Annotated in this window: 7 protein-coding genes and 2 pseudogenes; 4 read left to right on the top strand and 5 right to left on the bottom strand. The window is 59.1% G+C overall.

Annotated features, from left to right (window positions below; all coding sequences use genetic code 11):
- Positions 1 to 209: 209 nt before the first annotated feature.
- Positions 210 to 842 (bottom strand): annotated as a pseudogene (locus Q1M07_RS00960) (type I restriction-modification system subunit M N-terminal domain-containing protein); the annotation flags it as partial.
- 46 nt (positions 843 to 888) lie between these two features.
- Entirely contained in the window at positions 889 to 1,803 is a 915-nt protein-coding gene (locus Q1M07_RS00965) for a WYL domain-containing protein (protein ID WP_300449379.1), read from the bottom strand.
- 157 nt (positions 1,804 to 1,960) lie between these two features.
- On the opposite strand from Q1M07_RS00965, the gene Q1M07_RS00970 reads away from it, so the two are divergent.
- The 4 genes from Q1M07_RS00970 to Q1M07_RS00985 are packed head-to-tail and all read left to right on the top strand — an operon-like array spanning position 1,961 to position 8,651.
- Positions 1,961 to 3,421, top strand: a complete 1,461-nt coding sequence (locus tag Q1M07_RS00970; RefSeq protein ID WP_300449381.1) for a DUF3375 domain-containing protein — start codon at positions 1,961 to 1,963, stop codon at positions 3,419 to 3,421.
- Positions 3,408 to 4,115: a DUF4194 domain-containing protein gene (locus Q1M07_RS00975; RefSeq protein WP_300449384.1), complete on the top strand. Its 708-nt coding sequence runs from the start codon at positions 3,408 to 3,410 to the stop codon at positions 4,113 to 4,115. Before Q1M07_RS00970 ends, Q1M07_RS00975 begins: the two co-directional genes overlap by 14 nt.
- The gene (locus Q1M07_RS00980) at positions 4,112 to 7,486 is read left to right on the top strand and encodes an ATP-binding protein (protein ID WP_300449387.1); all 3,375 of its coding nucleotides are present in this window, start codon (positions 4,112 to 4,114) and stop codon (positions 7,484 to 7,486) included. The genes Q1M07_RS00975 and Q1M07_RS00980 overlap by 4 nt, the downstream gene beginning before the upstream one ends.
- Positions 7,473 to 8,651, top strand: a complete 1,179-nt coding sequence (locus tag Q1M07_RS00985; protein ID WP_300449390.1) for a DUF3322 and DUF2220 domain-containing protein — start codon at positions 7,473 to 7,475, stop codon at positions 8,649 to 8,651. The genes Q1M07_RS00980 and Q1M07_RS00985 overlap by 14 nt, the downstream gene beginning before the upstream one ends.
- 43 nt (positions 8,652 to 8,694) lie before the next feature.
- Here the strand turns inward: Q1M07_RS00985 and Q1M07_RS00990 are convergent, their stop codons facing one another.
- From Q1M07_RS00990 to Q1M07_RS01000, 3 genes and pseudogenes are all read right to left on the bottom strand, one after another.
- The gene (locus Q1M07_RS00990) at positions 8,695 to 9,204 is read right to left on the bottom strand and encodes a PIN domain-containing protein (protein WP_300449393.1); all 510 of its coding nucleotides are present in this window, start codon (positions 9,202 to 9,204) and stop codon (positions 8,695 to 8,697) included.
- Complete coding sequence (locus Q1M07_RS00995) at positions 9,185 to 10,264, bottom strand: XRE family transcriptional regulator (RefSeq protein ID WP_300449396.1); 1,080 nt, start codon at positions 10,262 to 10,264, stop codon at positions 9,185 to 9,187. The genes Q1M07_RS00990 and Q1M07_RS00995 overlap by 20 nt, the downstream gene beginning before the upstream one ends.
- 89 nt (positions 10,265 to 10,353) lie before the next feature.
- Positions 10,354 to 10,566 (bottom strand): annotated as a pseudogene (locus Q1M07_RS01000) (hypothetical protein); the annotation flags it as partial.
- Between the last annotated feature and the right edge of the window lie 171 nt (positions 10,567 to 10,737).

Here is a 10,737-nt window from a genome sequence, read left to right on the forward strand (position 1 = left end):
AACAGGCGACTCGAGGCCTCGTGAAATGACGTTGGCCACCATCCGAACTGGGCGCGCTCGCCCAGAAATCCGACGAGGAGCCTCATCTGCAGCAGGGTCGAAAGGTAGGATTCCTTCATCTGGTCACTCTTCGTTCAATCGGGTTTGCATCAGTTCGGCCTCATTACTCGAAAAGGCTGGACTGCTTGAGGATGTAGCCCGCTGGCTTCTTCGTAGATGTGATGCTGCAACTCGGGTTTTATTAGGCGCACCATCATGTTCACGACTGTTCGCGGCGTATAGAACTCGCCACCTTTCTTGCCAGCGGAGTCAGCAAAGTCACCGATCAGGAATTCGTAGGCAGCACCCAGCAAATCGGGGAACTCGAAATCTTCATTGCGCAGGCGGTGCAGGCTGAAGTGGGTGATCAACTGTCGCAGTTTGATATGGGGGATCTTGCTCTGGCCGACCTCGCGAGTGAAGTTGATGTGCTCGAGAACGTCGTAGAGGCTGGTGTTGCCGGTTTTCAGTCCGGCCAGCGCCTTATTCAGAAAATCACCGACGTTTTGATGTGCATCGTTTAGCAGGTATTCGTACCGTGACTGTGGCGGCACCCAGAATGAGCCCTCTTCCATGTACCAGTCTTTTTGATCGGCACTCTCGATGGCCTCGGCTTCGGTCAGACCTGCCGCCATTTCCTCCTGGATGATCTTCTCGCGGTGCTGGTCGAACACGTCGGAGCAACGCTTGAGGAAGAGCATCCCGAAGATGTATTCCTTGAATTCGGAGGCATCCATCTTGCCGCGCAGGATGTCGGCGGCTTTGAGGAGGTGGCGTTCTAGCTGTGGCAGGGTTAAGGGCATGTAGGAAATCCAGTCATATTTGGTTGTTCTGTAGCGGCGTGGCGCATCAGTCGGCCTTGCCCATGATGTTTCGTGAGTCAGGCGATCGATAACCCGGGGCAAGCAGCGCGTTCTTGACGCCGTAAAGCGCTAGGTGATCTTTAAGCCAGAGTCGGTATTCGTGGCCCCGCAGGCTGTGGTCTGGCGAGCAGTCGACGCTCCACTGACGCAGGATGTACCCAGCTGTGGCTGCGCGAAGTTTCATGGTCAGCACACCACGATCCATGGCGTAGTCCATCTCAGTGATCTCTGGACGTGGCCGGTCCGGGTGCGGCACCAGCTCAATTTCTACGATGCGCGTCCACTGGATGTCTTGGTTACTCATCTCATGAGCTGCAACTGGCTGCCCCTTGAGCACGATAGGGTTCTTGATCCGGGTGATGACGAAATCTCGGAACTCTTGGGACTTCCTGTCGAAGGCGCGGACATGCCAGCGCAAGCCGTTGTCGATCAATGCGAAGGGAACAATCTCTCGTTCGGACTTGCCACTTGAGATCGAGTAATAGTCGACAGCGAGAGCGCATTCCTGGTGGATCGCTCGAGTCACACTTGCCAACACATCCAGATCCGGGTGCGTAAGCCGCGACGGACTCTCGCTAGCCACCCACACCTTGAGTCGCATCGGTTCGCCGTCACCAAATCCTTGAGTCAGCCACGACATCACCCGCTCCGGGGGATAGTCGAACACGGGCCGGAAGTCCGACCCCAGGACGTAGGCCTTGCCCTTGGGGTCATAGTCGATGTTGCCTGGAGACAACTCCTTATAGAGCGCCAAATCCCGAGTTGCCGCTGCGGACTGGATGCCAAACCGCGCAACCAGGTCCTGCCGACGGATCTCCCCCACGAAGCGCACACGCAGCTCAATGAAGGCGAGCCGGTCGCGCTGAGGCTGGGTCAGTTCTGCAAGTTGGTCTTTGGGCATTCCTGAGCGCTCTATCGGGTTAACGAATACTTGTGCGGGTTATTGCGGGAAGTATATAAGATGCTCTAGAATGTGGCAATGCAATGTTTTTGATTCTTGTATGCGTTGCATTGTGATTACCACATGACGGGCGATGCCCGCACTTTGGAGCATGGGAGTGAAAGCAGACAAAGCCATCGCGACCTACCGGCGCATGCGGGCGCAGCCGCTGTGGCGGCTGCTTGCCTCGACTACCGGGCCTACCGTCATTGGCCTGCTTCAATCTCATCTGTATGAAGGCGAGCGAAGCCTCCCTGCCTCCATTTTTCACGAACGCATTGCAAGGGATCTGGAGGAACTGCGCGCCCAAGGCGAAGACTTTCCCCAAACGGCACAGGCGTATGTCGCCAGCTGGCTCGCCGATGGATTCCTGGAGCGACGCTTCCCGGCTGGGGCTTCAGAAGAGGAATATGAACTCTCCACGGCGGCCGTCGAAGCCATTCGGTTTGTCTCTGGACTGGCACAGCCGCACTCCGCCGCGACCGAAAGTCGTCTGACGCTTGTCATCGAGGCCTTGGCCCGACTTGCCGAGGAAACTGACACCGACAAGTTCCGCCGCATCGACCGGCTCATGGCTGAGAAAGCCCGCATCGACAAGGAGATTGACGCCATCCAGAAGGGGCAGATGCGCGTGCTGCCCCATACCACGGCGCTCGAGCGCACGCGGGAGATCATCACGCTGGCCGACGATCTGGCCGGTGATTTCCGCCGTGTTCGAGATCAGTTCGACCAGCTCAATCGCGATCTTCGTGAACGCATCATGGACAACGATGGCAATCGTGGAGATGTGCTGGATTCGCTGTTTGCCGGAATCGACCTGATTTCAGAGAGCGACGCCGGAAGGACTTTCTCCGCTTTCTGGCGATTGCTTACGGACCCAGAACAGGCGGCCACGCTTGATCAGGCACTTGATAGCGTTATGTCGCGGGAGTTTGTGGGGCAGCTCGAGGCCAAGGAGCGACGATTCCTTCTGCGGCTGACGCGCACCCTTCTTGAGCAGGGCGGCATGGTTCACGAGGTGCTCCAGACCTTCGCGCGCAGCCTGAAGCACTTCGTCCAGAGTCGTGAATACCTCGAGCAACGCCGACTCAATCACCTGCTGAAAGACGCTCAGCGCGCAGCACTGAGCCTGAAGGATGAAGTCAGGGCCACAGAAACCCTCCAGTACACGCTTGAGCTCACGAGCAGTCGTTTGCGCTCCTTGTCCCAATGGGTGCTGCACGACCCATCCCTGCAAGCATTGCCCGGGCAGATGGCAGAAGGGGATGCGCCGCCCATCGACCTTGAGTCTGTGAGCGAACTGGTCGCACAGTCCGAGATCGACTTCCGAACCCTGAAGGCCAACGTGCTGGCAGTCCTGGAGCAACGCTCCCAGGCATCGATTGCCGACGTGCTGAAGCAGTTCCCCGCCGCACAGGGGCTGGGCAGCGTCGTCGGCCTGCTGGCGTTGGGCAGTCGGCATGGGTTCAAGTCCGACCGCAGTGAAACCGTAGGCTGGGTTGGAGGCGACGACGAGCGTCGTAGCGCCCGAATTCCAAAGATCTTCTTTTTGACGGAGCGGGCCAATGAACTGGTCTGAGAACGACGAATCGGCAATGCCAGTCGAAGCACAAGCACCCGATGCTGCTCAGGCGCCTGCCAACACCCTCTTCCTGGGCGACAGCGGCGAGTTGCCACTGGATACCCGGCGCGCCCTGGTGCAACTGCTGGCAGGTCCATCGCTCGACGGGCGTCGGCATCCAAAACTCTGGCCGGTCTTGGTACGAGACGAAGCGGTGATCCGTCGGCGCCTTGCCGAGCTGTTTCTCGAACTGGTTATCGACCGAGAGGTGCAAGTGGCCTTCACGCGCCAAGCAGATACCGGCGACCTTGAGGTGCCTCTCCTGTTGCGTCGCGCCCAGCTGACGTTCATTGACTCCATTCTGCTGCTCCACTTTCGCCAGCGATTGACCCAGGCGGACTCTCAGGGCGACCGTGCCGTGGTGTCGACAGACGAGATCACGGAGTTTCTCTCCCTCTATGAGCGCGCCGCGAATACCGACCGTGCAGGGTTCGTGAAACGGGTTCACGCCTCCGTTGAGAAGATTAAGAAGCACAGCATCCTGCAGAAGATTCGCTCGAGCGAGGATCGCTTCGAGATTTCGCCGACGCTAAAACTCCTCTTCTCAGCAGAGGAAATACAAGCGCTGACGCACCTGTATCAGCGCATGGCGGCCGGAGAGACACCAGCGCAACTGGTTCAGACTGATGCCGATGAGGAGGCCGACCAATGATCTCGGAACCCCAAACCGCCTCCTTGTTTGCCCGCGAGCAGTTCCGGATGACCCGCTTGGAGGTTTACAACTGGGGCACTTTCTCCGGCCTACATGACGTACCGATCAGCGAGCGAGGTTTTTTGTTTGTTGGTAGATCCGGCGCTGGGAAGTCGACGCTGCTCGATGCATTTTCGGCGTTGCTGACGCCACCTCGCTGGATCGACTTCAACGCGGCTGCGCGCGAGGCGGACCGCAGTGGCCGCGACCGGAACCTCGTCACCTACATACGTGGTGCGTGGGCTGAACAGAAGGATGGGGAGTCAGGCGAGATCGCAACCCGCTACCTGCGCGCGGGGACGACCTGGTCTGCCTTAGCGCTGACCTACCGGAATGCCTTGGGTCAGTCTGTGGTGTTGGTTCAGGTATTCTGGCTGCGGGGCAATGCGAACGGCAGCGCCGACGTCAAACGCCACTACCTCGTCATAGAGCGGGCCTTTGATCTGCGCGAACTGGAGGATTTTGGCCAATCCAACTTCGACATCCGGAAGCTCAAGCAGTCCTTCCCGGAGGCATTCGCACGCGACGAATTTCGCCCCTATTGCGAACGGTTCTGCCGTCTGCTCGGCATCGAGAGCGAAATGGCGCTGCGCTTGCTGCACAAAACCCAGTCGGCCAAGAACCTCGGCGACCTCAATACCTTCCTGCGCGACTTCATGCTCGACAAGCCCGAGACCTTCGAGGTGGCGGATCGCTTGGTCAGCGAATTTGGCGAACTCAATGCGGCCCACCAGGCGGTCGTCACGGCTCGCGAACAGGTTCAAACGCTCGCGCCAGCGCGGGAGCAATATCAGCGCCGGGATTCGTTGATGCTGCAGCGCAATGGCTTGGATGAGCTTCGGCTTGGCGTTGATGGCTATCGGGAAACCCGACGCATTGAGCTCCTCAAGGAGCACGTGGCATCCCTGGAGGTGCAAGCCAACGGCTCAGAGGGTGAAGTTGGGCGGCGTCAAAGCACCCTGGATAACCACGCCGCAATCTTGCGCGATCTGGAGCGACAGCACCGTGAGGCAGGCGGTGATCAGATCGAGCAATGGGAAGTAGAGAAATCTGGGCTGGAGGGCCAGCGCACGGATCGTCTGCGCAAACGCGGTCAGGCCGAAGAGGCGTGCAAGAAGCTGGGCTGGAGCCTCCCGGATTCGCCACAGGCGTTCGCTGAGCTGTTGGGCAACGCACGGCAGGAGGTTGAAAACTGGGAGCAGCGCAGCAACGCGAACCGCGAAGAACAGTTCCGCCTGGACAGAGAAAAAAAGGATGCCGAGACCGCGTTTTCGCAAGCACTGAAAGAGGTGCAGGCACTCCAGCGCCAGCCATCAAACATTCCGGCGGACATGCTGGAAATGCGTCGAGACATCGCTGGCGCCATCGGGATCTCGGAGTCGGCACTTCCCTTTGTTGGCGAACTCGTCGAGGTGAAGCCTGACGAGGCCGAATGGCAGGGGGCCATTGAGCGCGTACTGCACGGGTTCGCGCTCTCACTCTTGGTAGACGAGCGCCAGTATTCAGCGCTAGCCAACCACATCAACGCCACCCACCTCGGCCAGCGCCTGGTGTATTACCGGACTGGCCGCCCGGAGACCTGGCAGGCCAAGCCCATTGGTGCCAATTCGCTCGTCCTCAAGCTGAACGTCAAGGAGGGGACGTATACCGATTGGCTCCAGGCCGAGCTACGGCAACGCTTCGATTACGCGTGCGTCGATTCCATTCAGTCGTTCAGGAGCGCAGATCGCGCCATTACCCGTGAGGGTCAGGTCAAGCACAGCAAAACCCGGCATGAGAAAGACGACCGCAGAAGTGTCGGCGACCGACGAAACTGGGTACTCGGGTTCGACAACCGCGAGAAGCTTGCGCTCTTCCAAACCCAGGCGCAGGAGCTGGCTGACACCATATCGCGCCTCGGCGGGGAGATCGACAAGCTCTCCGACCAGGACAAGAATCGTGCGGCCCGAGCGATGCAGTGCCAGACTCTGGTGAATCTCCAGTGGCAGGAAATAGATGTGCTCCCATTGCTGGATCGCATCTCCACCATTGAACGGCAGATCCGCGAAGCGCGGGAGGGCAATACCACCCTGCTGCAAATCAGCGAGCAGATCGGTGAACAAAAGAAGCTCGTCGAGGATGCTGATAAGGAGCTTCGCCAGGCAACGCGTGCGCACGACTCGATTCTTGACCAGATTAAGACCAGCACCCAGAAACTGGAATCCCTCCTGCAGGACGCGTCTATCGTTCCATTGACGCCGCATCAGGTTTCGGGTCTCCACGAGCGCTTCGCCAAGCAGTCAGATGCAGTCCGGCTCGATAACCTCGACAAGGTGACAACTTCTGTAGAACGTGCACTCAATGCGGAGATCGAAGAGGTCAACCGTGGGATTGGCGCCTGCGAGAAGGAAATAGAAGCGCGCTTTGCCGATTTCAAACGGCAATGGCGGATGGATGCGGGCGACATGGACACGAGCCTTGCCAGCGCTCCAGATTTCTTCGCCAAACTGGTTCGGCTGGAGACGGATGGCCTGCCCGCCTATGAGCAGCGATTCTTTGAATTGCTACAGAACCAAAGTCACCAGAATCTGGCGGCGCTTTCCACCTACCTGAACGATGCGCGTAAGGCGATCCTGGAACGGATGGATCTGGTCAACGACAGCCTTGGCCAGGTGCCCTTCAACCAGAGCGCCAATCAACGCACCTATCTCCACATCGACGCCAGTGACCGGCACCTTGTCGACGTCAAGGAATTCAAGCAGCAGATCCAGCAGGCGCTGAGCCATGCATGGACGGAGGATCGCGAGTTTGCGGAGGCGCGGTTTCTGGCCTTGCGACGACTTGTTGATCGACTCGCCAGTCAGGACCCCGAGCAGAAACGCTGGCGTGAGACTGTGCTCGATGTTCGGCAGCATGTTGAGTTCATCGGGCGGGAGATCGATGAAAGCGGCGTCGAGGTTGAGATCTACCGCAGCGGAGCAGGCAAGTCTGGCGGCCAACGGCAGAAGCTGGCCACCACGTGTTTGGCCGCTGCCCTGCGCTATCAACTGGGCGGGAACGACCACGGCGTGCCGATGTATGCGCCCGTCGTGCTGGATGAAGCCTTCGACAAGGCGGATAACGAGTTCACCGCCTTGGCGATGAACATCTTTACCAATTTCGGATTCCAGATGGTGGTCGCTACGCCGCTGAAGTCCGTCATGACCCTTGAGCCATTCATCGGCGGCGCCTGCTTCGTGGATATCAGCGATCGGCGCGTCTCAGGCGTCCTGCTGATCGAGTACGACGGTGATCGTCAGCGGTTGAAGCTGCCAGAGCACGCGCGAGAGGAGGCTAGCGTTGAAGCTTCCTGAAGATGTTCGGCAGTTTCTCGTCCGTCGCTTTCAACGCAAGCACCGCGAGTGGTTGATCGGTGATGCGGGCGAGGATCAATGGCCGCTGGAAGTTCCGCTCGGCGTACCGACGGAACAGGCTGCGCTGAGGCAAGTCGACGGCGTTCGCGCCTGGGTGGGCGCTTGGCAAAATTGGCAAGCCAATACCGTACAAACATCGGTCACCTTGTCCTGGTGTGAGCGCCGCTGGAAAGCGCTTGGCGTTCAGCGACTACCGGAGAAGCTGGCGGTGGGCGGCCCAGAGGATGTAGCCATGTGGATTGGTGAGTCCGCACGCTGGGAGCGTGCTCAATCGCGCTACCGGACGCTCACCGCTCGCTGGTCGGTACTGGCGCAGCCGTTGCCGAGGTACTTTGATGTCCTGGCGGACTACGGTGATGCCGATTTTCATCGGCTTGCAGAGATGCTGGATTGGATAGCGAATCATCCACAATCCGACCTCTATCCCCGCCAGCTGCCAGTGTCCGGGCTGGATAGCAAATGGCTCGATGGGCGCAAAGGGCTGCTGACGGATCTGGTGGCCGCAATACAAGAGGACTCTTCCAGCGACCTGGATTTCTACCAGCGCTGCGGACTGAAAGCACCTCCACTCCTTGTGCGAATGCGGGTGCTGGATCAGGAGTTGCGAGCCAGGGTCGGTGGCGTGGGTGACATTACTGCACCAGTGGAAGACCTGGCGGGTCTCAATTTGCCCGTCTCACATGTGTTTATTGTCGAGAACCTTCAAACGGGACTGGCAATGTCCGACATGCCGGGCGCTGTCGTGTTCATGCGCCTTGGCTATAACGTCGACGTGTTGGCCCGTTTCCCTTGGCTTGTCCGCGCAAATTGCATCTACTGGGGTGATTTGGACACCCATGGATTTGCCATCCTGCATCGAGCCCGTTCATACATTCCAGAGTTGCAATCCGTGCTCATGGACGAAGACACCTTGCTGCAACACAAGGCACTGTGGGTGGATGAATCGACGCAGCATCCAGCAACGGAACTGACGCTACTGACGGAGCAAGAGCGGCAGATCTATCGGGATCTCAAGCAGCAGCGCTGGGGGCAAAACGTTCGCTTGGAGCAGGAGCGAATCGACTGGGCTGCCGCATGGAGCGTGTTGCAGCGGACATTGGATTAAAGCCACTGGCCCGCAGTGGTTGCCTGCCGATGGCGGAACCTGATCAACGCAGCGCGTTCAGTACTTTTTCGGCTTCTGGCCAGGGCAGCCGTCTCTTGCCTGATTTCATTCGGTCGAGTGCCTTGAAGGCGTCGTCGACTGTTAGAAGTTGGTTCTCGATCATGGCGCACAGCAGCCCGATAGTGCCCATGACGTTGACCTGCTCCTTGTTGGCAACAATCCGCAAATTGGTGTCGCCCGTCAGTAGGGTGCAGGCCTCCTGCTTCGCAAGCGCCAGTGCCAAGTAGTCGTTGTGACTGGGTTTGGGGCCGATTTTCGCGGGAAGCAGGTGGTTGTGCTGGCCTGGCAGCTGCTGGGCATAGGCCACGAAGTCGCCACTGACCTCCATGACCTGCAAGCCCAGCTTTTCAAGGCCAGGACTGCCCGGTTCAATTTCTTCGTAGTACAGCAGATCAGGGATGCCGAACTGCATTGGAAGCTGGAAGAGCGTCTCCATCAACGCTCCCGCTTCCATATCGATCAAGATGTTCGCATCACTGATGAGCAACCGCATCCGATGACTCCAGCTGGCGTTCTTTGTGGAAGCGCATCATCGGGATGCCCAGCAGTTCCGCCGCCTTGCCTTCGGAAATGTATTGCTCGGCCAAGGCGCGGTACACCAACTGATCAAACAGTCGTGGATGTTCTTGCGGCAGTGGTTCGCCAGGCTCAGTCTTGCGCCAGCCCTTGGCCGAAAACCGCTTGAACATAGATAGGTGAGCCGCCTCGGTGATCACGCCGCACTGTTTGGCGCGCTGCAGCCATCCAGTCATCGACAGACCGAACTCGTGCTTGAGCACGTAGAGCTCTTGCCATTCCAGCGCATGGCGTTGTACCCCAAGCAACTGCAACACCGCGACACGCGGAGCCAGGAAGGCACCGGCGAACCGGTCGCAGGCTTTCTCCTCGTTGATGCCGTCAGCCAGTCTCCCCTCGAGCAGCAGGTGCCCCAGCTCATGTGCCAGGGTGAACCGTTGCCGATCACCAGGCCAGCGTTTGGAAACAGCCACGACCGGATATTCCCGGCCATCTTCGGTCCGTGCCTTAGCCGTCAAGCCAGAGAAGCCCGGGTTCTCTTCATCGACCACGATGACCATCAAGCCAAGGCCTTCGAGGGTGTCGGTGAGGTCAGCAATCGGGTTCAGCCCCAACTGCCAAGCGTTGCGGATCGTATCCGAGAACGCATCGATCTCATCCAGCGAGGCGATGCGCTCAGGCAGATTCGCGGGCGGTGCAAACGCCGGGAATGGCAGTTCGGGAAATGCGCCGAGCAACTCCACGCGCTTTTCCACCAACTCGACGACCTTGATCTTCAGCGCATCCTGCGCCGTCTTGCCAAAGGTTGAGAGCTTGCGGAACTCGGGCTGCAGGAGTTCAACCGTATGCGTGCGAAAGAAGTATTCGGTCCGAATGCCGCAGGCGCGGGCCAGCTTGAGCAGCTGAGTCGACGACGGCGTCAGCAGACCCTTCTCGTACTTCTGGATGGCGGTGTGAGAAACACCCACCTGTTCGCCCAACGCACCCAGGGTCAGACCTGCCGCCAATCGTGCTTGACGAATGCGATCTGCAATCATGACGCCTCCTTGGGTTGGGTTTAAAACATTCAAAATCGTAACAAATTTTTAAACCAAAGAGAAGCCCGCCCGTCTCGGTGGCCGTGGCGTCAGTCGTGGGCGACTGCTTCCATGTAGGGGCGCGTCACGGTGGCGACGCGGCAATCCTGAGCGTAGCGCCACAAGTCGTTTGCGGACGCCTTGCGCGTCCTCCAGGCGTCTTTCAAGGCCTCCAGCGCCACATCCAGACCGATCTTGTTGCGATGCTTGAAGCAATCGACCACGGTCTTGGCCGGGCTGTAGATCCGCACCTTCACCCCGTTGCACAGGTGCTCCTTGGACCGGTACCCGTTTAGTGGACGCCAAAAGGCGAGGAGCGTTATCCACGGCCGGCCGGTTCGGTCGCTTGCGACGAACCGGAAACCGGCCGGCGGTGGATAACGCGGTGCTGCTCACGGCAAGGGTCCTCCACCGGTGCTGGTCGGCGACGCGGC

The sequence above is a fragment of the Accumulibacter sp. genome, from assembly GCF_029255285.1.
GTDB lineage: Bacteria > Pseudomonadota > Gammaproteobacteria > Burkholderiales > Rhodocyclaceae > Accumulibacter.